Genomic DNA, 23,737 nt, shown 5'->3' with positions numbered 1-23,737 from the left:
ATGCTGGCGAGCCAGAGGGAGCGCATGGGCTCGGACAGTCATTGCAGGGACCACGCCACGTCCCGCCCAGGGAGGACACTGGCGTCGCATCCGCACGGTGCGTCCACGGCGTTTGACGGGAACGAGAGGCGTTGTCCACGGAAGTTGACAGACATGTCGCCCGGCCGTTTCACATACGTCTGCATCAACCATCCGCGTGTCAAGGCATGGTGATTGCTCTCACGGTGACGTGGGCCCCGCAGGATGCCGAGCATCGGGGCCTTCCACCGAGGAACCCATGTCACGACTCAAGAAGATGCCCATCACCCCCGTGCCCTCCCTGTCCTCCTCCACCAGAGAGCAGGAGGACTCCCTCTTCTCGCCGCGTAAAACCCATCACAACCTGCGCGAGCTGACGATGGACGCTCGCGACGCGGCGCTGGATGGCGACCCGGGCCCGATGGAACCCACGAGCTATCAGACGCTGTTCAGTCGACTGTCCGCCGCGCGCGATACCCTTCCCGCCGCCTACCGGGACACCTTCTACCAGCCGCTCCTCAACAAGGTGGCGGAGCTGGGCCCTGCCCGGTTCGCGCAGTTGCTCCACCAGGACCCAAGGCGGGAGGGGAGCGCGGGACTCCTGCTGGACGCGGCACACGCGGTCCTCCAGAACGCGGAGCGCTACGAGCCTGTGGCGACGGATGCATTCCAGGAGGTCGTCAGCGACCTGGTCGATGGCTTCCTCAGCGCCGAGGACCGCAGGGGAGTCCTCCCTCCAGACCTGGGTGTGCTGCCGCCGCTGGTGAAGTGGGGCAACCCGGACTTCGGCCCCTACACCTGGCCCGTGGATGCCACCTCGAGCGTGCTCGGGATACAGGCGGGCATCGTCAGCCTTCCACCGGCCCATGCGCGGCGAGGGCTGTTGGGCTGGGCCGCGCTGCCTCACGAGGCGGCGGGACACGACATCCTCAACGCGGATTCGGGGTTGACGGCGGAGCTCTCCAACGCCGTGTATGACCAGCTCAAGAGCAGCTTCCCCTCGCTCGCGACCTACTGGGCGGACCGCATCGACGAGTCGGCCGCGGATGTGCTCGGCATCCTCAACATGGGCCCCACGGCGGGCCTGGGCCTGGTGGGCTACTTCCGAGGGCTCAACGCGGCCTGGGGAGGTGGGCCGGTCCTTCGGCGCGATGGCCCCTCCGAAGACACCCATCCCGCGGACGTCCTGCGGGGCTACCTGGCGGCGGCGACCGTCCAGAAGCTCCGTTTCGCGGCCGGGACGGCCTGGGGCGAGCTCATCGAGCGGGAGGTGGATACGGACCTGAACGGGAGGAAGCTCGACCTCGAAGGGGCTTCCGTGACGCGTGAGCTGGCCAAGAGCTCCGCGGATGCCGTCGCCCAGGTCCTCGTCACCTACCGTCCCGCCGCGCTCGAGGGACATGCGTTGGGGCAGATCCAGAACTGGCGGGACGAGGACGAGGCGCGCGTCAATCGTCTCGCCAGGGGACTGGCACGCGGCCCGGTGGAGCTCGCCGGGGAGCTGGCAGAGGGGACGTACGCCGCGCACCTCGTCGCGGCGGCGGTGGTCGCCGGCCTGACGCCCGACGCCGACATCCCGTCGGTCCACTCGCGCATGATTCGTCAGCTCAAGCAGATGCACGACGCCAACCCGATGTGGAGCGCCCTCGCCGTCCCCTTCCGAGGCAGCATGGCGCGACACCGAATCTACCGTCCGCTCCAGAAGCACGCGTAAGCCGCGACTCATCGTCGCCGCCCTCGTTCCACACAGCGCATCCCAATGCCGAATTCAAAGCTGCGGGGTGACTTGTGATTGGCCCAGACGAGCCAGTGGTGCTGCGCCTCCGGGGGAGCGTCCCACCGCCCCCCGGCGACCATGCGGTAGCCCGGGAAGTCCCCTTCCGTCGCATCGGTCGCGGTCCACTCCGCCACGTTGCCCGCGAGGTCGACCATGCCGTAGGGGCCCAGGTCCTCTGGGAACGACCCCACGGGCGCGAGCGTCGGAAACACATCCTCGCCATTCAGGTTGGCCGGCGGCACACGCCTGTCATCACCCCACACCGTCTGTCGCCGGGGCATGGGATTGGGCACACGCCCGTCCGCGTCCAGGAACTCACCGCCGCGCCCTGCCTTCGACCACTCCTCATACGTGGGCAACGCCTTGCCCAGGAAATGGCAGAACGCCTCGGCCACCTCCGCGTCGATGGCCGAGACGGGGCGGGACGCCTCCGCCGCATGGGCATACTTCGGATGCTTCGGGGGCACCTCCCGCTGTCCGCCGACCCGGGGAAGGATGTGCTCCTCGAAGAGCTGGAACTGCGCGTTCGTCACCTCCGTCCGGTCCATCGAGAACGCGTCGACGTGGACCCGGACCTCCTGCTCGGGCCTCACCTCCGGACGCCAGTACCACCCCGCCGGAACGGGCACCTGCCCGGCCCGCGACGCGGCGCACGTGGGCACCGGCAGCCTCAGCGCCTCGCGCCGAGCCCGCTGCGCATACCCCGGCAATCGCAGCAGCCGCACCCGAGAGGGCGGACATGCCCCACGCCACACCGTGAGCCACGCCGCCCTCGAGGGCGCCTGCACCCGCTCCCGCCAGGCCCCCTCCCCATCCACCTGTCCCGGATGGCGCGTCAGCCGCGTGTCGTCATACGCGGGCCCCTCGCCTCCAACCTCCGCGGGCGCGAGGCTCCACCGGAGCGGCTCGGTGACGGGCACCCGCGTCCACGCGAGCGCGCCCGCGTCGTAGTCGAAGAGCTCCAGCACGAGGTCGAAGTCCCCCTGGTCCAGGGACATCAGCTCCATCTCCCGCTGCCGCCGCGTCGCCTCCCGCTGGCTCTGCTGGAACGCGAGCACCACCGCCGTCCCGATGCCCGTCGCGAGCACCAGCAACAACCCTCCCGCGACGAACCCCAGCCGCCGTCTGCGCAGCCGCCCCTGCTCGCGCCGCCTCCCCGCATCCAAGAACGCCCGGGAGCGGCTCACCAACGGCACCTGCCCCTCCGACAGACGGCGCAACGCCTGGTCCAGCGCGCTCCCGCCCCACGTCTCCTCGTCCCTGCGCCCCCGCCGGTCCCACAGCTCCGAGGCCTGGTCGATTTCGCTGACCAGCTGATGCTCGTCCCGCGACTCCTGCCGCCAGCGCGCCAGCTCCGGCCACGCCGTGGCCAGCGCCTCGTGCGCCAGCTCCACCAGCGCCCCGTCCGTCTTCACGTCCCGCGAGGCCACCACCAGCCGGTGTGACAGCAGCGCGTCCAACACCGGCTTCGCCCCCGCCCCCAGCGTCTCCACCAGCTCCTCGCGCAGCCGGGGCCTCCGGGTCCCCTCGGGCGTGAGCAGCTCCAGCAGCAACAGGCGCGCCGTGTGGATGTCCCGCGCCGACAGCTGCCCGAGCAGCTGCCGCCCCTGCGCCGCCAGCGCCCCCGCCACGCCGCCCAGCTCCTCGTAGACGCTCGTCCGCAGCAGCCGGGGCCCCCGCGCCCTGCGCTCCCAGAGCGCCGCGCACGTGGCCTGCAGGAGCGGCAGCCCCACCGGCTGGGCCCGGACATCCGCGACGATGCGCTCGACCAGCCCGTCCTCCAGCGCATACCCCACGCGCCGCAGCGGCCCGGTGACGGCCTCGGCCAGGGCCCCGGGCGACAACGGCCCCACCACGAAGGCATGGCCAAGGAATGCCCCCAGGTGCTCCACGCGCGCGAAGTGCCCCAGGTAGTCGTCGCGGAGCACCACCAGCACCCGCCACCCGATGCCCGCCGAGGCCACCGCGGCGAGACACCGCGCCAGCGCCACCGCGTCCTCCGGCGCCCCCAGCGTGAAGACCTCCTCGAACGCATCCACCGCCAGGAGCGCGGGCCCGGGAGCACGCGCCTGCAGCAGCCCCACGAGCGCCCCCGGAGTCACGGACAACGTCTCGGCCAGCTCCCGCTTCAGCCCGAGCACCTCCACCAGCCTCGCGAGCGGACGCGCGCCCGGGCGCAGCGACACCACCTCCCAGCGCGCCATCTGCCGCAGCCGGGGCACCACGCCCGCGTGCAACAGCGAGCTCTTGCCGATGCCGGACGGCCCCACCAGCACCACGGGCGCGTCCTGACGCAGCCGCTCGACGAGCGCCCCCACCTCCATCTCCCGTCCCGAGAAGTCCTCCGCCTCGTCCTCGGCGAACGAGCGCAGCCCATGGAACGGCGCCCTCGCGCCCTCCTCCCCTTCCCCCGGCGCGGCGCGCACCGGCTCCAGCCATTGCGTGAGGGCCTGCTCCAGGGCCCGCGCCGTGGGCCGCGCCTCGGGCACGAGCGCCAGGCAATCCTTGAAGAGCGAGGCCCCGTGCAGATGCGGCGCCGGCCCCGGGAGCGGACGCGGCTGGAACGCGAACGACGCCAGGTGCGCGTCCTCCACCGGCCGCTTCCCCTCCAGCAGCTCGTGCAGAATCACCCCCAGCGACCACACATCCATCGCCGGCGACGGAGGCGCGCCCCGCCAGCGCTCGGGGGACATGTACGCGGGCGTCCCCGAGGCGGCCTGCGCGGTGGTACCCGCGTGCCGGGCGAGCCCGAAGTCCACCACGCGCAGGCGCCCATCCCTCGGCAGGAAGACGTTCTCCGGCTTGAGGTCCGCGTGGATGATGTCGTGGCGATGCGCCTCCGCGAGCGCGTCCGCGATGGCCCGCCCGATTCGCAGCACCTCCCCGGGCGACAGCCGCTCGCGCGACATCCGCTCCCGCAGCGTCTGCCCCTCCAGGTACTCCAGCGCGAGGTAGGGCTGCCCCTTGAACACGCCCGCGGCGTGCACCGTGACGATGTGGGGGTGGTTGAAGCGGGCCGTGGTGCGCGCCTCCTCCAACATCCGCTCCGCGCCAGGAGGACCGAGCAGCTCCGGCCGCAGGAGCTTGAGCGCGACGTGGCGCCCCAAGGACAGGTCCTGCGCCAGGTAGACACGCCCCGACGCGCCCTCGCCGAGCAGCCGCAGCACCCGGAAGCCCTCCACGAGACAACCCGTGGAGAGCAAATCATCGGTCGCCTCGGGCGACGCGCCCAAGCCCCACTTGCTCATGTCCGCCCCACCCCCAGCGATTCCTCATGTGTCCCGGTCGCGGCTCGCCCGAGGATGCTAGGGCCAACCGGCCGACAGGCGCCATGACCACCCGGGCCCACCCAGGCCGGGACGCCATGGGCAAGCCGGGTCCGAATCACCACCCCTGGAGCCGACAGAGCGCGGCTGAAATCCCAGACGAGGGGCGCCTGCTGTAAGGGATTGACGCCATTCATTGTCCCAGTCGCCGCGTGAATGTCGTCTCACGGCCGCCGTCTGGGACTGGGGGCGGGGTTTGCTGCCGGGGGCTCTTCACCCAGCTTGCCTCCCGTGGCCCGTCCATCTCGGACCGCCACCGGGGCCCATGGCCCGTGCGACGCCGCTGCTGAGCGCGGTGCCCGACATGCCCCGAGAGGAGAATACATGAAACGCTGGGTGGGATGGATGGCCATGGCCGTGGTGCTGCTGTCGGCCTGGGAGACACACGCGCAGGCGCCGAGGGCGGAGGTCCCCCAGGAGCAGGGGCTGGCCATCACGAGCTGGATATACCTGGATGGCATGGTGGCGCCGTGGCAGGACTTCTCCTGGGCGCAACACTCGCTGACGAACACCTCGCCCGTCTCCGGAGGACGACACTCCATCTCCGTGACGATGCGAGCGAATGAAGGCCTGTTCTTCCAGACGGAGCCCCGGGTGGTGGCGGCCACCGACACCCTGGTCCTGCGCGTGCACGGCGGCACGGGCGGAGAGTCCGCGGCGGTGCAGGTGCGCGCCTTCCAGGAGAACGTGCTCACGCCGGGCACGCCCCTGGGCGCCCGCTGCACCGGGGGCCGCATCCGCGCCAACACCTGGGTGACGTGCCGGGTGCCGCTGTCGGCCCTGCTCTCCATCGGCTCGCGCATGAAGGGCCTGGTGCTCCAGGAGACGCGCGGAGTGGCGCTGCCCACGCTCTACTTCGACGAGGTGCGCCTGGAGGACTCGGACGGGCCCGCGCCCGTGCAGGTCAGCGTCTCGCCGCCCGCCGTCACCCTGCCCCCAGGCGGCACCAGCACCTTCGTCGCCACGGTGACGGGCACCACCAACACCCAGGTGCTCTGGAGCGTGCGCGAGGGCAGCGCCGGCGGCGCCGTCACCCAGGCGGGCGTCTACACCGCGCCCGCCACGCCCGGGACGTACCACGTGGTGGCCCAGAGCCTCGCGGACCCCAGCCGGTCCGCCGAGGCCACCGTCACCGTCAGCGCCGCGCCCGGCGGCGGGCTGTGGGTGTCTGGCTATTACACCGGCTGGAACGCGGACCTGTACCCCCCGGAGAAGGTGGACTTCAGCGCCCTGACGCACATCCTGGTCGGCCGCGTCACGCCCAACCCCGACGGCACGGTGAACACCCAGTTCGACAACGACAACGGGCCGGCCATCGCCCGCACGCTGTCCACGCGGGCGCACGCCGCGGGCCGCAAGGCGCTCATCATGGTGGGCGGCTCCGGAGAGCACGACGGCTGGGTGGGCGCCGCCTCCAATGCCAACCGCGCCCGCTTCGTCAGCAACCTCCTCGCCGCCATGGACAGCTTCGGCTACGACGGCCTGGACATCGACTGGGAGCCCATCGAGCCGGAGGACAAGCCCAACCTGCTGGCACTGGTGCGGGAGCTGCGCGCGGCGCGGCCCAACATGCTGATGACCATCCCCATCAACTGGGTGAACGCCAACTTCCCCGAGGACGCGGACCCGTGGTTCACCAACCTGGTGCCCTACATGGACCAGATGAATGTCATGACGTACGAGATGACCGGCCCGTGGGGCGGTTGGGATTCGTGGTACAGCTCCGCGCTGACGGGCGAGTCCGGCACGCATCCGACGTCGGTGTCCTCCAGCCTCAACGCCTGGGTGGCGGCGGGGCTGCCCAAGGCGAAGCTGGGCATGGGCATGCCCTTCTACGGCATGGCCTGGCGCAACATCACCGGCCCCTACCAGCCCTACACCGACTGGTCCGACTACGTGGGCAGCGACAACGACTTCACCTACGCGCGCATCCTCCAGCTGTCCGCCAGCGGCACCTACCGCTGGGACGCGGCGGCCCAGTCCAGCTACGTCACCTTCACCCGCCCCGTGGTGGACGGCACCGTGCGGTGGATTTCGTATGACTCGCCGCAGGCCATCGCCGCCAAGGGAGCGTGGGCCCGCGCCAACGGCTTCGGCGGCACCATCATCTGGACCCTCAACCAGGGCTGCACCAATCCCTCCACCGGCGCCAATCCTCCCCTGGATGCCGTGAAGGAAGCCTTCCAGCCCTGAGTCCCCGTGGGGCCCGGGAGGGAAAGCGGCGGGCCCGAGAGGGAAACCCGCCCACCCTCCGGGCCCGCACACCCGGGCGACCCGAGGCGCGCCCGGGGTTCCCTCGCCCCGGCGGACGACAGGCGGTGGAAAGTCCGCGGCCCCGCGGGGCCGGCAGTGCCATGCACTCCACGCCGCGAGCGTGAAGTGCGAGGCGCCCCACGCCTGGCCGCCTTGGCGCCACGGGCGTTGGCGCCCAGTCTGCAATGGCCAGACGCCACGGAAGGGATTCCCCCGTCCGCCGCTGGAGCCATTCACATGAAAGCCATTCAAGGCACCCTCGCCGCCGCCACCGCCGCCGCGGCCCTCTTCACCGCCACGAGCGCCGACGCCGCCACGGCCACCGCCAACCTCACCGTGACGGCCACCGTCGCGTCCGCGTGCACCATCAACTCCGGCACGCTCAACTTCGGCAACTACGACCCGGTGGTCATCAACTCCGCGGGCGGCATCGACCTCTTGGGCACCGGCACCTTGACGGTGCAGTGCACCCTGCTGGGCACCGCCGTGGTGACGCTGGGCCAGGGCACCCACGCCGCCACGGGCTCGACGGACGCGGTGCCGCGCCGTCGCATGCGCAACACCAACTCCAATGACTACCTGGCCTACGACCTCTACCAGGACCTGGCGCGCCTGGTGGTGTGGGGCAACACCGCGGGCACGGGCCTGCCGTACATCGGCACGGGCCTGTCCACGCCGGTGATTGTCTACGGCACGGTGGCGCGCGGGCAGGTCGTCCCGTCCGGCACCTACAGCGACACCGTCGTCGCCACCATCACCTTCTGAGCCACCCGAGGCACCATGCATCCGCGTCTGTCTTCCTGGGCCCGCCACCTGCGCTGGTGGGCGTTGTGGCTCCTCGCGCTGCCCGTCCCGGGGCTCGCCGCCTCCGTCGAGGTCAACCCCGTGCGCCTGGAGCTCGTCGGTGGCGCCCGAGGAGTGGTGGTGACGGTGAAGAACCTGGGCGACGAGACCACGCGCTTCCAGGCGTCCATGCACACGTGGACCCAGGACGAGACCGGGCGCATGAGCCTCGAGCCGACGCAGGAGGTGTTCTTCTTCCCGTCGATGTTGACGTTGGAGCCGGGGGAGTCCCGCCCCATCCGGGTGGGCATCTCCTCGGCTCCCCGGGACACCGAGCGCACCTTCCGGCTCATCGTGGAGGAATTGCCACCCTTCGGCCCGGTGCCACCGAGCATGGGCCTGAAGATCCTCACCCGCGTCTCGGTGCCGGTGTTCGTCGCGCCCCAGCACAAGGACCTCCAGGCCCGCGTGGAGGAGGTGGACCTGCGCCAGTCGCGGTTCCACTTCCGGGTGAAGAACCCGGGCACCGTCAGCTTCTTCATCCGCCAGGCGCGCGTGCGCGGGCTGGATGAGAAGGGCCAGCGGCTGGTGGAGAAGGAGGAGCCCGGCTGGTACGTGCTGTCGGGCGGCTCGCGCGTCTTCGCCCTGGAGACGCCGGCGGAGCAGTGCCAGCGCATCCGCTCGCTGGAAGTGGAGGTGGAGACGGACCAGGGCGTGTTCCGCCAGTCCTCGCCGGTGAAGGCCTCCGTCCCCTGCGTGGCGCCCACCGTCCCATGAGCCGTGCGACAGCGAGGTGTTCGTGGGCGGCGCTGGCGCTGATGCTGGCGCTGCACGGGGGACGTGCGCGCGCGGTGGAGCCCGCCACCGTCCAGGCGCCCATCGTCGTCGGGCTGACGCTCAACGGTGTCCCCCGGGGTGATGTCTTCCCCAGGCTGCGGGGCGAGGACGTGCTGATGCCCGTCGTGGCGCTGGAGGCCGCGGGCGTCGACGTGGGGAGGCTGGGCGCGGGCGTGGAGCGCATCGAGGGACAGGACTACGTCTCGCTCCAGTCGCTGGGCGCGCGCTTCCACCTGGACGAGCGCACCACGGAGCTGGTGTGCGAGCTGCCCGCCTGGGCCTTCGCCACCACGCGGGTGAACCTGAGCCCCGCGGCGCCGCCCGGCTACGCGCTGACGGGCAGCCCCAGCGCGTTCGTCAACTACGCGGCCCATGCCCGCAACGCGCGCGTGTCGCTGTTCGGCGAGACGGGCGCGTCGCTGGGCCGCGTGCTCCTCACCACCCAGGCGCGCTGGAACCCCGGCGCCACGCCCCTGCGGGGGCTGAGCCAGCTCACCGTGGACTTCCCCGAGCACATGCTGCGCGCCATCGCCGGCGAGGCCACGGGCTACGGGGGCGTGCTGGGAGGCGGCGCGGTGGTGGCGGGCGCGCACGTGCTGCGCGCGTTCGAGCTCAACCCCTACTTCGTGCGCAACCCGGTGCAGGACCTGGCCGGAGACGTCACCACGCCGTCGACGCTGGAGGTGTACGTCAACAACCGCCTGGTGAGCCGCAGCGAGCTGCCGCCGGGCCCCTACCGGCTGGAGAACCTGGCCGTGCCGCGCGGCGAGGGCACCGCGCGCTACGTGGTGCGCGACGCCTTCGGCCGCACGCGCGAGGTCAGCGCCGCGTACTCGCTGGGCGCGCAGCTGCTCGCGCCGGGGGTGGCCGACTACCAGCTGTCGCTCGGCGTCGAGCGCGAGTCGCTGGCCACGGAGAGCTTCGACTACGGCCGGCCGCTGATGCTGGGCCACTTCCGGATGGGCGCCACGTCGTGGCTGACGCCGGGCGTGCGGCTGGAGCTGTCGCCGGACCTGGTCAGCACGGGCGCGGTGCAGTGGCTGCAGCTGCCGCTGGGGGAGCTGGAGGTGTCGCAGGCGCTGAGCGTCAGCGAGCGGCGCACGGGGCTCGCGGCCGGCCTGGGCTACTCGCTCCAGGGCCGGTGGGCGGGGGGCTCGCTCTTCACGCGGGCGCTCAGCCCCCACTACGCCAACGCGAGCCGGGCGCCGGGGGCGCACCCGAGGCTGGAGGCGGGGGGCTCGCTCTTCGTGGCGCTGGGCAGCCGCGTGAGCCTGGGGGGACAGGCCGCGGTGACGCGCTGGAAGGGCCGCGGGTGGACGACGTGGCTGGGCGCGTCCACGTCCGCCCAGGTGATGGACCGGGCCATGCTCTCCTTCTCGGCCAGCCGCAACCAGGAGTCCCGCGGCCCCTCGGCGCTGGAGGGCATGGTGCACCTGACGGCCATCCTGGATGCGAGGACCTCGGGCACGGTGGGTCACACGCAGGGACAGCGCGGCGGCGACACGGCGGTGGACCTGTCACGGGGAATCCCGCTCGAGGGCGGCCTGGGCTTCCAGGTCCAGGCGCAGGCGGGGCGGCAGGACCGGGCGCTCGCGCGCGTCGAGTACGAGACGGACGTGGGCCGCTATGCGGGCGGCGCGGAGTGGCGCCAGGGCGTGCTGGTGGGCGCCGCCGAGGTGTCCGGCGGCCTGGTGGCCCTGGGCGGGCGCATCCACGCCACGCGCGCGGTGGACCAGGGCTACGCGCTGGTGCGCGTGGAGGGCGTGGAGGGCGTGGGCGTGCGGTTGGACAACCACCTCATCGGCCATACGGACTCGCGCGGTGAGCTGATGGTGACGCGGCTGCAGGCGTACGGCGCCAACCGGCTGTCGCTCACCGACGGGGACCTCCCCCTGGAGGTGTACGTGCGCACCACGGAGAAGCTGGTGGCGCCGTGGCGACGGGGCGGCGTGGTGCTCGACTTCCAGGTGGACTCGGTGCGCGCCTTCCGGGGCACGCTGGTGCTCGCGGGCGGACAGGCCACGCCCGCGCACGGCGAGCTCGAGCTCGTGGTGGACGGCCAGCGCTACAGCTCGCCCATCGGCTGGCATGGTGAGTTCGAACTGGTGGGAATCCCACCCGGACGCCACGTGGCACACGTCACCCACCCCGGTGGACGATGCGCCGCGACACTGGAGGTCCCATCCCTCGCGGGCCAGGTCATCGACCTGGGAACCGTGGGGTGTGTGGATGAGTCGTCGAGGTGAGGCCCTGGGGTCGTGGGGGCTCGCGCTGACGGGGCTGTGTTGGCTCACACCCGGGCAGGCGTGGGCGGCGTGTCAGATTCGGAGCGCGGTGGGACTGAACTTCGCCAACTACAACCCCACGTCCCCGCTCCCGCTGGACACCGTGGGGAGCATCACCTACCTGTGCCTGCTGCAGCTCACGCCGATGACCATCGACCTGGGCCCGGGGCACTCGGGCAACCTCACGAACCGGCGCATGAGAGGCCCCACCTCCAATACGCTCGAGTACAACCTCTACGTGGACGCGACCCGGCTGCGCGTCTGGGGCAACGGCGTGTCGGGGACCTCGCGCTACGGGCCGGTCATCCCCGTGCTCGCCATCGACGTCACGGTGCCCATCTACGGACGCATCCCCGCGCAGCAGACCGTCCCGGCGGGCGCCTACTCCGACACGCTCGTGATGACGATGACCTTCTGACGCGGCGGCTTTCGCGCCCGAGCGCCGGAGTCCCTCGCGGACGTTGCGGCGCGCCCCTCCACGTCCCACTCATGCCCGGGCGACCGCGTCGTTCGCGGGGACGGGAGGATGGATGAAGGGTTCGTACACGAAGGCGCGCGGGGTCGCGCTCCTCGTCGCGGCGGTGGGAGGGCTGGGGCCCGTGGACGCCGGCGCCGTCTGTCAGATCCGCTCCGCGACAGCCCCCAACTTCGGCGTGTACACACCCACGGCCACGCTCCCCCGGGATGCCACGGGCGCCATCGTCTACCGCTGCGACGGCCAGCCGCAGTTCCAGCCCGTCACCATCGACCTGAGCACCGGGAGCGGCAGCGACTTCCTCAACCGCCGGCTCCAGGGCCCCTCGGGCAACAGGCTCAACTACAACCTCTACCTGGACGCCACCCGCCTGCTCGTCTGGGGCAACGGCACGCTCGGCACCTCGCGCTACGGGCCGGTGTTCCCCGTGAACGCCGTGGAGGTCACCCTCACCCTCTACGGGCGGATTCCCGCCGGCCAGGCCGCGGTCGCGGGGGCCTACTCGGACACGGTGGTGATGACGCTGACCTACTGAGCGTCCCGGCCTCCACTTCGGGTGGGGGGTCGCCCTGGAGGTTGCGCTCGCCCGACCTGGGGCGCTCGCCTATCCTTCCCCCATGAGTTCTTCAGCCCCCCTCGCGCCCACCTTCGCCACCCATGAAGTCACCAATCAGGCGCCGCCCCTGGTGTACGACGCCTGGAAGACCGACCTGCCCCTGCGGGAGGCCATCCACCGCGAGGGCGGCGGCTGGGCGGAGGCGGACATCGCGAAGTACGGCCCGCTGGTGGGCGGCGAATTGATGCAGCAGGGCTTCCTCGCCAACGAGAACAAGCCGAAGTTCAAGCCCTTCGACCGCTATGGCCACCGGCTGGACGAGGTGGAGTTCCATCCCGCCTACCACCGCATCATGGAGGCGGCCATCACCCACGGCATCCCCAACTTCGCCTGGCGTCACGAGCAGACGCCCGGGGCGCACGTGGCGCGCATGGCGCTGTCCTATCTGCACAACCAGGCGGACCAGGGCACCAGCTGTCCGCTGACGATGACGTACGCGTGTGTGCCCACCTTCCGCCACCACGCGGGCCTCTCCCAGAAGTGGCTGCCGCTCGTCACCGCGCCGTCGTACGACCCGCGCTTCATCCCGTCCGAGAAGAAGACGGGCGTCACCATCGGCATGGGCATGACGGAGAAGCAGGGCGGCTCCGACGTGCGCAGCAACACCACGCGCGCCCACCGCCTGGGCGAGAAGGGGCCCGGCAATCCGTACTCGCTGGTGGGGCACAAGTTCTTCTTCTCCGCGCCCATGAGCGACGCCTTCTTCGTGCTCGCCCAGGCCGAGGGCGGACTGTCGTGCTTCCTCCTGCCGCGCTTCACGCCGGACGGCGAGCGCAACGCCATCCGCATCCAGCGGCTCAAGGACAAGCTGGGCGACTGGAGCAACGCCAGCTCGGAGGTGGAGTTCCAGGGCGCGGTGGCGTGGATGGTGGGCGAGGAGGGCCGCGGCGTGGCGACCATCCTGGAGATGGTGGCCCTCACCCGGCAGGACTGCATGATTGGCTCCAGCAGCCTGATGCGCCAAGCGCTGGTGCAGGCCATCCACCACACGCGCCACCGCAAGGCGTTCGGCCGCAGGCTCGTCGACCAGCCGCTGATGCTCAACGTGCTGGCGGACCTGGCGCTCGAGTCGGAGGCCCACACGGTGCTGACGGCGCGCGTGGCCCGGGCCGTGGACGCAGGCCCCCGCGACGAGCGCGAGGCGGCCTTCGCCCGCATGGCCACCGCGGTGGGCAAGTACTGGGTGTGCAAGCGCGCGCCCATCTTCGTCAACGAGGCCCAGGAGTGCCTGGGCGGCGCCGGCTACGTCGAGGAGTCCAACCTGCCCCGGCTCTACCGCCAGGCGCCCCTCAACTCCATCTGGGAGGGCAGCGGCAACATCCAGTGCCTGGACGTGCTGCGCGCGGCCACCCGTGAGCCGGCCAGCCGCGAGGCCCTGTTCCAGGAGCTGATGGCGGCACAGGGCGGCCACCCCGCGTTCGACGCGGAGCTGGCCCGCATCTCCAAGGACTTCGCCGACACGGCCACGCTGGAGGGCCGCTCGCGCTTCGTCGTGGAGCGGCTGGCCCTGGCGCTCCAGGCCTCGCTGCTCTTGCGCGCCGGCAACAGCCAGGTCGCCGACACCTTCTGCGAGACGCGGCTGGGCGGCGCCCACGGCGCCTGCTTCGGGACGCTGCCCGCCCACGCGCCGTTGAAGGCCCTGGTCGAGCGCGCCTTCGGCGAGGACGCCTCGGCCTGAGCGGGCTGCTTCGCTCGGGGTGCTCCCTCGCCTGCTCGCCCAGGGCGGGCGAGGGGGCCTCCGGTCCATCCACCGCCCTGGCAGGAGGGGAACGCCTTCGTCTATCGGACGAAAGGATGGGGTGGACGCTTGCGTGTCGACACTGACGTGTTCTCTTGGCGGCTGGAAGAGGGCACCTTGGGCGACAACGACCACCTTCTGAACTCGAACGACGGGGTCATCACCTACTCGCGGAGGGACCGCGCCGGGCGGGACACGGAGGACCAGCTCCGGCTTCTCATCGCGAGCGTGTCCGACTACGCCATCCTCACGCTGGACGTGGAGGGCCACATCGCGAGCTGGAACCTGGGCGCCGAGCGCATCAAGGGCTACCGGGCCGACGAAATCCTGGGCCAGCACTTCAGCCGCTTCTATCCCCCCGAGGACATCGCCTGGGGCAAGCCCGCCTGGGAGCTGGAGTCCGCCATCCGGCTGGGCCGCTTCGAGGACGAGGGCTGGCGCGTGCGCAAGGACGGCACCCGGTTCTGGGCCAACGTGGTCATCACCGCCCTGTTCGACGAGAGCGGGGAGCTGCGGGGCTTCGGCAAGGTGACGCGGGACTTCACCCAGCGCAAGCACGCCGAGGAGACGCGGGAGCTGGAGCGGCTGCGCGAGGCCCTGCGGGCGCGCGACGAGTTCCTCTCCGTGGCCTCGCATGAGCTGAAGACGCCGCTGACGCCGCTGCAGCTGAAGCTCACCGCCATGCGGCGCATCGCGGAGACGAATCCCCAGGCGCTCCTGGCGGAAGGCAGGCTGTCGCGCGAGCTGGCCTCGGCGAGCGGCCAGGTGCGCAAGCTGGCGGACCTCATCGATGACCTGCTGGATGTCTCGCGCATCAACGTGGGCCGGCTCACGGTGGAGCCCGAGCGCATGGACCTGTCCGCGCTCCTGCGGGACATCGCCGTCCGCTACGCGCCCCAGGCCCACGTCGCGGGCTGCCGGCTGGACGTGGACGTCGCCGGGCCCATCGAGGGCACGTGGGACCGGCGGCGGCTGGAGCAGGCCGTGACGAACCTGGTCACCAACGCCATCAAGTACGGCGCGGGCAAGCCCGTCCACGTGAGCGCGAGGGTGGCGGACACGGACGCCGTCATCACCGTGCGGGACGAGGGCATTGGCATCGCCCCCACCCATCAGCGCCGCATCTTCGAGCGCTTCGTGCGCGCGGTGTCCGAGCGCAACTACGGCGGCATGGGCCTGGGGCTCTTCATCACCCACCAGATCGTCGAGGCGCACGCGGGCACCATCGACGTGGAGAGCGAGCTGGGGCGCGGCTCCACCTTCACGCTGAGGATTCCCCGCGAGGCGCTGCTCGCCAAGGTGGGCCCCACCGCGAAGCCCGCGCCCTGAGGCGCCGCTACGGCGCTGGCTCCGCCCGGTAGTCGCTCGGGAGGGTGAAGAGCGCGGCGCCGTGCTCGACCAGCCGGATGTCCGACAGCGTCAGGGTGCCGAACAGCTCGGACTCCTCGCGGATGGGATAGCCCAGCTCCAGGTCCATCCACCGCGTCACGGTGTCATGGGCCGAGTGCACGCGATGCCAGCGCCGGGCGCGACGTCCCGCCACCGCCTCCTCCGCCTGACGCTCGCAGCCCGGGCCTGGCGCCGAGCAGCCCCCGGGCAGGTGCAGCGGGAGGCCCGGCTCCTTCTCGTCCCAGTGCGTCTCATAGGTGTGCTCGCGGGCATTCAGCATCGCGCTCTCCCCGGTGCCCACGTCGAAGAGGAGCGTGTACACGGACGCGCCCGTGGCGTCCTCCAGGCGGATGCGACCGCAGCGCGAGACGAAGAGCCGGTGGCGCAACGTGCGGTCCCCATTCACGTGGGTGGCGATGGCGGTGAAGTCCTTCGGGTACACGGGGCGCGAGCACATCCCCGCCGCGAGCATGCCCTTGCCGTCACGGGGCGGGCTCGCCGGAGCCTCCCACGCCCAGGCCGCGCAGGAGACGGCCAGCACCCCCAGGGCGCTGCCCACGCGCCGGGCCCAACCCCCGCCGCGCGACGGCTCCACGGGCGCGCGCCCCAGCAGCCGACGCACCCGCGCCGCCAGCGGATGGCTGCCCGCGCCGAGCACCAGCGCCGGCCCCGACTGCCGCAGCTCCTCCAGCCCCAGCAGCGCGCCCGAGTACAGCCGCACGTTGCCGCAGAAGCCCACCGCCACGTCGTCACAGCAGTGCTCGCGCTCCAGCCGCACCTGCGCGGACAGCCACCGCGCCGCCGGGTGGAAGAAGAACAGCGTCTCCACCAGGCACTGCAGGAGGTTGACGGCGGTGTCGTGACGACGCACGTGGGCCAGCTCATGCGCCAGCACCGACTCCAGCTGCGCGGACGACAGGCGCTCCCCCACCCCCTGCGGCAGCACCAGCACCGGACGCACCACGCCCACCACCAGCGGGGACGGCGCGAGCGGGGACTCGAGCGTGCGCACCGCGCGCCGCAGCCCCAGCCGCTCCGAGACGCGCGACACCGTCTGGCTCAGCGCCGAGGACACGGGCGTCGCCGGCCGCACCAGCCGCCGCGACGTGCGCCAGCCGCCCACCAGCAGCCGCGCCAGCCCCACGCACGCGCCCAGGACCCAGAGCCCGCCGAGCACCAGGGGCCACGGTCCGAGGACGTCACCGGATGCCGCCGCCTGGGGAACGAACACGCGCTCACCCGCGGGCGGAGCCTCCGTCCGCGCCCCCTCGAGCCCGGACGGGGCCACCTCGACGGCGCGCGAGGCCGGCTCCCCCCGCGCGGCCTCCGGGGACGACAGCAATAGCGAGCCCACCGGCGCGAGCACCAGCGCCGCCAGCGCCAGACACCCCACCGCGTACCGGAGCCGCGCCGAGCGGCCGCGCAGGAGCCACAGCGCCGCCGCCGCGAGCAGCGCGACGAGGCTCGCCTGCCACACGCCCTGGGCCAGCCACACCGTGAGCACCCGGGCCCCCTGCTCCATCAGCCAGGTCGGGCTCATCGCTTGCCCCCCTTGCCCTCGTCCAACAGCTGGCGCAGGTCCTCGAGCTCCTCCTTCGACGCGGGCTTGAGCGACAGCGCCTGCACCGCGAGCTCACCCGACGCGCCACCGAAGACGCGCTCCAACAGGTCCTTCACCAGCTGGCGCTTGGTGCGCGCCTCACCGATGCTCGCCGCGTACACGTGGCTGCGCGAGCGCTCGTCACGGCTCACCAGCCCCTTGGCCGCCATCACCTGCAGCTGCTTGAGCGTGGTGGTGTAGCCGGCGCTCTTGCCGTCCTCGCGCCCCAGCGCCTCGTGCACGTCCCGCACGGTGCAGGGCCCGCGCTTCCAGAGCACGCCCAGGATGGCGAGCTCCACTTCCGTGGGAATGGCTTCTGTCGTCATGTCCCCAAAGTACGACTCGAATCGTATGTTGTCAACGACGCGCGTCGTACTTCGGGGAGGGGCTCACGAGGTGAGCGCGGGTGTGGCGGTCGCGCCCGGCAGGTAGGTGGCGATGCACCGTGAGAAGGACAGGCCCGTGTCCCGGGCACCCGCGCGGCCGGAGAGGCAGCCCAGGCGCAGCGTGTGGGCGAGCGCCACCAGCCTGCGCTGATGCTCCAGGGTGAAGTCGCGGCCGTTGGGGTGTCCGCCGAACAGGGGGCTGGCGCCCAGGCGTCGCCAGACCTTGTCCGTGTCCCAGCGCGGGAAGGCGGCGGACAGATGCGCGTGCATGCCGTGGAGCGCCTGGGCACAGCACTCGAAGGTGTCCACGGGCGCCGTCGGTCCGAGCTCCAGCAGGAGGCCGTTGACGAGCGACGGCTCGATTCCCGCCAAGGACAGCCGCTGGAGCAGGCGCACTCCGGCGTCGTTGAAGCCCGCGAGCGCCCCCGGCGCGCCATCCGCCGGCAGCGAGTACGACAGCTTCAGCGACGGACACACCAGCAGGAGCTGCGACATGGCCGCGACGTGGCGCTCCAGGCCCGCGTCATCGTGGAGGAACGCGCTGTCGAAGGCGAAGTCGAGGTGACGGACCTGGTAGTTGCGGAGGATGGCCGCGTAGGTGGCGACGAGGCGGGCCACATCCGTCTCCTCGACCTCCAGTGGCATCAGCCCGGCGCCGCCGCCGAAGGACAGCACCACCCTGCCCCCGCTTCGTCGGAACGCCTCCAGGTCCTCCTTGCCGTAGTCGGAGACGGAGGCCTCCGCCTCGTGGGAGCGCCCGTCCACCGCGTCCACCAGCCGCAGGTGTCCGCCCCACGTCACCTTCCGCGCGCCGCCCGCGCGCACGCCCAGCCCGCCGAGCATGACGCCATCCAGCCCGCACGCCCGCGCCAGCTCCGACACGACGGGCCGGGGCGCGGACACCAGGTCCAGGAAGGGCGCGCGGGGCACGTCCCAGTCTCCCGCGTCCGGCGACAGCGCCGCCGTGCGCACCATCACCGGAGGCGTGAGCTTCGACAGGTTGTCGGACAAGTCATACGCCGCCACCGACACCAGGTACTCGGTGCGAGGCGTCAGGCCGGTGAGGGTGATGGAAGGCCTCGTGCACGTGAGCGTCCGAGACTCCTCCCGGTCCACGCTCGAGTACGTCACCTGGTAGCCCGCGACGGCCACGTTGTCGGTGGACGCGTCCCAGCCCAGCGTGAGCAGCCGCGAGCCCACGAGCGTCGCGCGCACGCGCCGGGGAGACGAGGGCGGCTCGACATCCCGCGGCGGGTCCGCGGGCTCGCCGTCCACGGTGAAGCAGGAGGGGAGCGCGCCCCGGTGCACCCCTTCCGTCCGGATGGACAGGCGGAACTCCTGGGACGCGCGCGGAGCAATGGTCTGGCGCTCGGCCACCAGCGTGCCCGTCAGCGTGTCGCCGTGACGCCGCCACACGAGGCCGTAGTTGTTCTGCACCACCTGGTCGGGCGCCACCCGGAAGCCGATGGCGGGGTTGACCACCGCCACGTCCGACAGGTTGAGCAGCGTCACCTTGAAGGTCGACCACCAGGGACTGCCGCCCGCAACCCACTCCGGGCGCGCCACCACCACCATCGTGTTTCTGGCCATGCCGGCCGTTGTGCCGGATGGCCGCCGCACACGACATTGTCCACGGGGGGCGAGCCCCTGTCCTTCAAGCGACAGGGGCCCGGGTCAGTCCCCACCGCGTCCGAAGCGCGGCGGGGGCTACTTGTCCTTCGACAGGATGACGACGCTGTAGGGCCCCAGGTTGTTGAGGCTGCCGCTGGCGGGCAGGCCGTCCTTGCCAGTCCAGCGGCCGCCCATGTCGAAGCTCTGCGCGTTGCCGAAGTTGTCGGAGTAGCCCTTCCAGTCGCTGTTGTAGCGCACCTTCCACGTGCCGTCGGAGGGCAGGCCCAGCTCGTAGTCGGACAGGTGCTTGCCGCCGAAGTTGACGATGACGATGGTGTCGTCGCCCGCGCCGCCCTTGTCCCAGCGGTGGAAGGCCACGACCTTGTCGTGGTTGTTCACGTGGTGGACGTTGACGTGCTCACCGCGCAGCCCCGCCGTGTTGTCGTTCCAGTTGCGGCGCAGCTTGATGAGGTCCGTGTACGCCTGGTTGATGCCGGCGTACGTCTCCTTCTTCTTCCAGTCGAGCGGATCTCCGTCCTGGAAGTGGCCGTCCTCGAGGAACTCCTGGCCCTGGAAGAGCATCGGGATGCCGGGGCTCGTCATGGTGAGCGCGGCGCCGAGGATGGAGCTCTTCTTGGCGTGGTAGCCGCCCGCGTCCCAGCCGCCCACCTCGCTGGGCAGCCGCTGCTTGCCGTTGGCCACCTCGTCGTGGCTCTCCGTGTAGATGACGCGCTGGTTGGCGCTGCCGTTGTACTTGAAGCGGATGGCGTCGGCGACGGCGTTCATGTCCCGGGCCGCGTCGGAGGGCGCCGTCAGCGCCGCGCGGATGGGGTGCACGAAGTTCGCGTCCCACTGCGTGTCGAAGTTGGCGCCGTCCGGGTGCGTGAGGCCCGCCTCGTTGCCCAGGTCCTCCGCGATGATGATCTTCTGCGGGAACTCGCGGTTGACCGCCTCGTTGATGTCGCGCAGCAGCTGCCAGCCCTCGGGGTTGTTCGCGCCGCTGGCCTGGCGGATCTCCTTGGTGGCGTCCAGGCGCAACCCGTCCATGTGGTAGTCGCGCAGCCACATCATCGCGTTGTCGCGCAGGTAGTCGCGCACCTCGTGGCGGCCGTAGTCCGGGCGCGTGTCGCCCCAGGGGGTCTTGGCGCGCCAGTCCGTGTAGAAGTAGCTGCCGCCCTTGCCGTACGTCTCGCCGTCGAAGTCCCAGTGGGGCAAATCACTGGGCCCCAGGTGGTTGTAGACGACGTCCATCACCACGCCGATGCCGCGCTTGTGCGCCTCGTCGACGAAGCGCTTCAGGTCATCCGGCGTGCCGTACGCACTCTCCGGCGCGTTGGGGAAGGCCGGGTTGTAGCCCCAGGAGAAGTCCGCGGCGAACTCGGCCGAGGGCATCAGCTCCACCACGTTGATGCCCAGCTCCTTCAGGTGGTCCAGCTTGTCGATGGCGCTCTGCCAGTTGCCGGGGCCCCAGCCGGGCTCGTCGTTGAACGTGCCCACGTGCATCTCGTAGATGACCGCCTCGTTCCAGGGCGGCATCTTGAACTCCCAGTCGTGCTTCCACTCGTAGGCCTTGTGGTCCACGACGACGGAGTTGCCCGTGGAGTTCGTCACGTCGTTGGCGCGCGGGTCTCCCTTCCAGCGCCAGTCGCCGTACTTGCCCTGCACCACGTACTGGTACTGGTCGCCCGCCTTCGCGCCGGGCACGTCGAGCGAGAAGTTGCCGCTGGGCTCGCGCTGCAGCTCCACCGACTGCCAGTTGCTGAAGTCGCCGGCCACCTGCACCCGCTGCGCGTTGGGCGCCCACACGCGGAACGTCGTGCCGCCGTCGTAGGGGATGGCGCCCATGCCCGGGCGGCTGGAGGCCTGGGTGGGCACCGTCGCCGCGCTGGGCACCAGCGGCGTCGCCAGCAGGCTGCCGTCCTTGCGCGAGAAGGCCCGGGCCACCGGCCCGTGGTCCACCTGCGAGGCCTGGGTGGGCGCGCGCTTCGCCTCCGCGTTGCGCTTCTGGCGGGCGTCGTCGAAGAAGTCCTTCACCCCAGGTCCGCGCGCACCCGCGCCACCAGGGCGGGACGCGGCCTGGGGCGGCTGTGCCTCGGACTCCGAGGAGCGGGCCTGCGAGGACGTGGAGGAGGCAGCGGGACGGCTCGGTGGGGGAATCCGGGGTGACATGTCTCGGCCGTTGTCTGGAGGAATCCAGATTCAGTATCGGCCAGGAGCCCCCAAGGTTGCGTGTCTCATGTGTCACGGCGCCGCGGCCGTCCTCGGAGCCGTCTCCGCCTGATAACAAATACACGTTATTCGTGGTCCTGACGCTGCCGGGTGACGACGACGTCGAGCGCGGCGTCCCGCGAGTCGCTGTCGCCGCGGAAGCCCGCGTCGCCCACGGAGGGCCTCGCGGCGCCCCGGAGGGACTCGGCCACGAGCTTGATGTCGGCCAGGCCCCGCTCGAAGTCGCGCCCCATCACCTCGTCCATGCTGGAGAAGAGCTGGAGCGCCTTGCCCGCGAAGGTGTTCTCACCGGCCATCACCCAGGTGAGCGCCACTCCGCCCGGCGCGGGCGTCAGCGTGTACTCGGTGGTGTTGGTGGCGCGCATGGGCTCCAGGAAGTCGACCCGGATGCGGACGTATTCGTACGGGCGGCTCTCCACGATTTCCATCCGCCCGGAGCCGGTGCGCTGGCCCCGCCACTCGTAGACGGCCCCCACGCCCCAGGCAGCGCCCGTCAGGGAGACCTGCTGCGTGGGCTCCAGCTTCCACCACGGCGACCACTGCTCCCAGGAGCGGAAGTCGTTGACCAGCGTGAAGACGAGCTCGGCGGGAGCCTGGATGTGGGCCGTGCGCTCGACGCGGAAGGTGTCCGGCCTGCGACTGATGGCCACGAACAAGCCCAGGACGATGACCGCCAACAGGACTCCGGGTGTCTTCTTCATAAAGCTCCTCGAAGGAGTGGCGCGCGCTCGGTCCGACCTCTCCTGAAGGCCCCCCCGGGCCATGGACCGAGCGCGCCACTCGCCACTCTTTTTTCGCGACGAACGAGCAAGGCTCGGATCGACATGCTCTCCGGGCTTTTCCCTGGTTTTCCAAGTACCCGAAAAGATTGGCGCTGGCGTCTGTGGGAGGTGGCCATTAGAAGTGGGCGACCCCACCCCGCCCGACATCATGCGAAAGACTCACCGTCCCCTGACGACCCTGGCGCTCGCGACGAGCCTCTTCATGGCGGCGCTGGAGGTCACCGTCGTCTCCACCGCGATGCCCACGGTGGTGGGCGAGCTGGGTGGCATCCAGCGCTACGCGTGGGTCTTCACCGCGTACATGCTGGCGTCCACCATCACCGTCCCCATCTACGGGAAGCTGGCGGACCTGTACGGTCGCAAGCCGGTGCTCCTGTTCGGAATCGGCCTGTTCCTGGTGGGCTCCATCGCCAGCGGGCTGGCGACGTCGATGGGGCTGCTCATCGCCTTCCGGACGTTGCAGGGCCTGGGGGCGGGCGCCATCCAGCCGGTGGCGCTGACCATCATCGGGGATTTGTACACGATGCAGGAGCGCGCGCGGGTGCAGGGCGCGTTCAGCGCGGTGTGGGGCGTGGCGGGGCTGGTGGGGCCTGTCACGGGCGGGCTCATCGTGAAGTACCTGAGCTGGCATTGGATCTTCTTCATCAACGTGCCGGTGGGCGTGCTGACGTTCGCGCTGGTGGTGGCGTTCTTCCACGAGCAGGTGGAGCGAAAGCCGCAGCAGTTGGACTACGCGGGCGCGGCGCTCTTGTGCGCGGGCGTGGTGGCGCTGCTCGTCGGGGTGCAGGGCCTGGGGATGAACCTGTGGGCGCTGCCGGTGGCGCTGGGGCTGTTGTGGGCGTTCGTCGCGGTGGAGCGCCGTGCGCCCGCGCCGGTCATCCCGATGAGCATCTTCCAGTCGCCCGCCATCGCCATCTCCTCGGTGGCCGGGGCGCTGTTCTCCGCGGCGATGTTCGGGGCCACCACGTACGTGCCGCTGTACGTGCAGGCGGTGCTGGGCAGCTCGCCCACGGTGGCGGGCGGGATGATTACTCCGATGATTGTCGGCTGGCCGCTGGCCTCGGTGTTCGCGGGCAAGCTGCTTCTGCGCACGGGCTTCCGGCCGCTCATCGTCGGGGGGCTGGGGCTGACGATGGTGGGCACGGTGCTGATGACGCTGCTGCTCGTCCAGGGCGCGTCGCTCATCGCGCTCCAGGTGGCCATGGCGCTGTTCGGGGTGGGGCTGGGCTTCGCGTCCACCGCGCTGCTCATCGCGGTGCAGACCAGCGTGGGCTGGGAGCTGCGGGGCGTGGCCACGGCGAGCAACATGTTCTTCCGCACCATCGGCGGCGTGCTGGGCGTGGGGTTGATGGGCGGGGTGATGGTGTCGCAGTTGATGAAGGACCCGTCGGTGCCGCTGTCGGCCGCCAACGCGCTGCTGGGGCCCGAGCGGGGGCACGCGGCCATCCCGGAGGCGATGCTCAAGTCGCTGAGCGGGGCGCTCACCGCGGGGTTGAACATCAACTTCTGGCTCATCTGCGCCTTCTCGGTGGCGGCCTTCGTGTCGGGGCTGTTCTTCCCCCGCGTGAGCCGGAACACGAACGCGCCCGTCCCCAGTGACAGCGCCGCCGCGCCGCACTGAGGAGCACGGAC

Annotated in this window: 16 protein-coding genes; 10 read left to right on the top strand and 6 right to left on the bottom strand. The window is 71.4% G+C overall.

The window, feature by feature from the left end; translation table 11 throughout:
- Positions 1 to 277 precede the first annotated feature (277 nt).
- Complete coding sequence (locus K8640_RS17090; RefSeq protein WP_223747982.1) at positions 278 to 1,732, top strand: hypothetical protein; 1,455 nt, start codon at positions 278 to 280, stop codon at positions 1,730 to 1,732.
- Between the two features lie 8 nt (positions 1,733 to 1,740).
- Here K8640_RS17090 and K8640_RS17085 read toward each other — a convergent pair whose 3' ends face one another.
- Positions 1,741 to 5,043 carry a bifunctional serine/threonine-protein kinase/formylglycine-generating enzyme family protein gene (locus K8640_RS17085; protein WP_223747981.1) on the bottom strand — a complete coding sequence of 1,101 codons (3,303 nt, stop codon included), beginning with the start codon at positions 5,041 to 5,043 and terminating at the stop codon, positions 1,741 to 1,743.
- A gap of 402 nt (positions 5,044 to 5,445) precedes the next feature.
- Here K8640_RS17085 and K8640_RS17080 point away from each other — a divergent pair, with 402 nt between their 5' ends.
- The 8 genes from K8640_RS17080 (at position 5,446) to K8640_RS17045 (ending at position 15,437) form a co-directional block, all read left to right on the top strand.
- On the top strand, positions 5,446 to 7,314 hold the full coding sequence (locus K8640_RS17080) for a glycosyl hydrolase family 18 protein (protein WP_223747980.1): 1,869 nt from the start codon (positions 5,446 to 5,448) through the stop codon (positions 7,312 to 7,314).
- Between the two features lie 297 nt (positions 7,315 to 7,611).
- Positions 7,612 to 8,139, top strand: a complete 528-nt coding sequence (pru, locus tag K8640_RS17075; protein ID WP_223747979.1) for a fruiting body spore coat protein U — start codon at positions 7,612 to 7,614, stop codon at positions 8,137 to 8,139.
- A 15-nt stretch (positions 8,140 to 8,154) separates the two neighbouring features.
- The gene (locus K8640_RS17070; protein ID WP_223747978.1) at positions 8,155 to 8,934 is read left to right on the top strand and encodes a molecular chaperone; all 780 of its coding nucleotides are present in this window, start codon (positions 8,155 to 8,157) and stop codon (positions 8,932 to 8,934) included.
- Positions 8,931 to 11,240, top strand: coding sequence for a fimbria/pilus outer membrane usher protein (locus K8640_RS17065; protein WP_223747977.1), 2,310 nt, complete (start codon positions 8,931 to 8,933; stop codon positions 11,238 to 11,240). Before K8640_RS17070 ends, K8640_RS17065 begins: the two co-directional genes overlap by 4 nt.
- Complete coding sequence (locus K8640_RS17060; protein WP_223747976.1) at positions 11,224 to 11,697, top strand: spore coat U domain-containing protein; 474 nt, start codon at positions 11,224 to 11,226, stop codon at positions 11,695 to 11,697. The genes K8640_RS17065 and K8640_RS17060 overlap by 17 nt, the downstream gene beginning before the upstream one ends.
- A gap of 112 nt (positions 11,698 to 11,809) precedes the next feature.
- The gene (locus tag K8640_RS17055; protein WP_223747975.1) at positions 11,810 to 12,289 is read left to right on the top strand and encodes a spore coat U domain-containing protein; all 480 of its coding nucleotides are present in this window, start codon (positions 11,810 to 11,812) and stop codon (positions 12,287 to 12,289) included.
- 82 nt (positions 12,290 to 12,371) lie between these two features.
- A complete protein-coding gene (locus K8640_RS17050; RefSeq protein ID WP_223747974.1) occupies positions 12,372 to 14,048 on the top strand; it encodes an isovaleryl-CoA dehydrogenase in 1,677 nt (558 codons plus the stop codon).
- 129 nt (positions 14,049 to 14,177) lie between these two features.
- Positions 14,178 to 15,437 carry a PAS domain-containing sensor histidine kinase gene (locus K8640_RS17045; RefSeq protein ID WP_223747973.1) on the top strand — a complete coding sequence of 420 codons (1,260 nt, stop codon included), beginning with the start codon at positions 14,178 to 14,180 and terminating at the stop codon, positions 15,435 to 15,437.
- A gap of 7 nt (positions 15,438 to 15,444) precedes the next feature.
- Here the strand turns inward: K8640_RS17045 and K8640_RS17040 are convergent, their stop codons facing one another.
- From K8640_RS17040 to K8640_RS17020, 5 genes are all read right to left on the bottom strand, one after another.
- Positions 15,445 to 17,037, bottom strand: coding sequence for a M56 family metallopeptidase (locus K8640_RS17040; RefSeq protein ID WP_223747972.1), 1,593 nt, complete (start codon positions 17,035 to 17,037; stop codon positions 15,445 to 15,447).
- Entirely contained in the window at positions 17,034 to 17,423 is a 390-nt protein-coding gene (locus K8640_RS17035; RefSeq protein WP_223747971.1) for a BlaI/MecI/CopY family transcriptional regulator, read from the bottom strand. The genes K8640_RS17040 and K8640_RS17035 overlap by 4 nt, the downstream gene beginning before the upstream one ends.
- A gap of 63 nt (positions 17,424 to 17,486) precedes the next feature.
- Positions 17,487 to 19,073: a fibronectin type III domain-containing protein gene (locus K8640_RS17030; RefSeq protein WP_223747970.1), complete on the bottom strand. Its 1,587-nt coding sequence runs from the start codon at positions 19,071 to 19,073 to the stop codon at positions 17,487 to 17,489.
- 117 nt (positions 19,074 to 19,190) lie between these two features.
- Positions 19,191 to 21,128, bottom strand: coding sequence for an alpha-amylase family glycosyl hydrolase (locus K8640_RS17025; RefSeq protein ID WP_223747969.1), 1,938 nt, complete (start codon positions 21,126 to 21,128; stop codon positions 19,191 to 19,193).
- A gap of 260 nt (positions 21,129 to 21,388) precedes the next feature.
- Positions 21,389 to 22,024 carry an SRPBCC family protein gene (locus tag K8640_RS17020; protein ID WP_223747968.1) on the bottom strand — a complete coding sequence of 212 codons (636 nt, stop codon included), beginning with the start codon at positions 22,022 to 22,024 and terminating at the stop codon, positions 21,389 to 21,391.
- Positions 22,025 to 22,253: 229 nt separating this feature from the next.
- Between K8640_RS17020 and K8640_RS17015 the strand changes: the two genes are divergently transcribed.
- Positions 22,254 to 23,726: an MDR family MFS transporter gene (locus tag K8640_RS17015; RefSeq protein WP_223747967.1), complete on the top strand. Its 1,473-nt coding sequence runs from the start codon at positions 22,254 to 22,256 to the stop codon at positions 23,724 to 23,726.
- Positions 23,727 to 23,737 lie beyond the last annotated feature (11 nt).

It is taken from the genome of Myxococcus sp. XM-1-1-1, from assembly GCF_020037095.1.
GTDB classification, from domain to species: Bacteria; Myxococcota; Myxococcia; order Myxococcales; family Myxococcaceae; genus Myxococcus; species Myxococcus fulvus.
The sequence above is the reverse complement of the archived record's forward strand: the minus strand, read 5'-3'. Positions and strand labels throughout refer to the sequence as shown.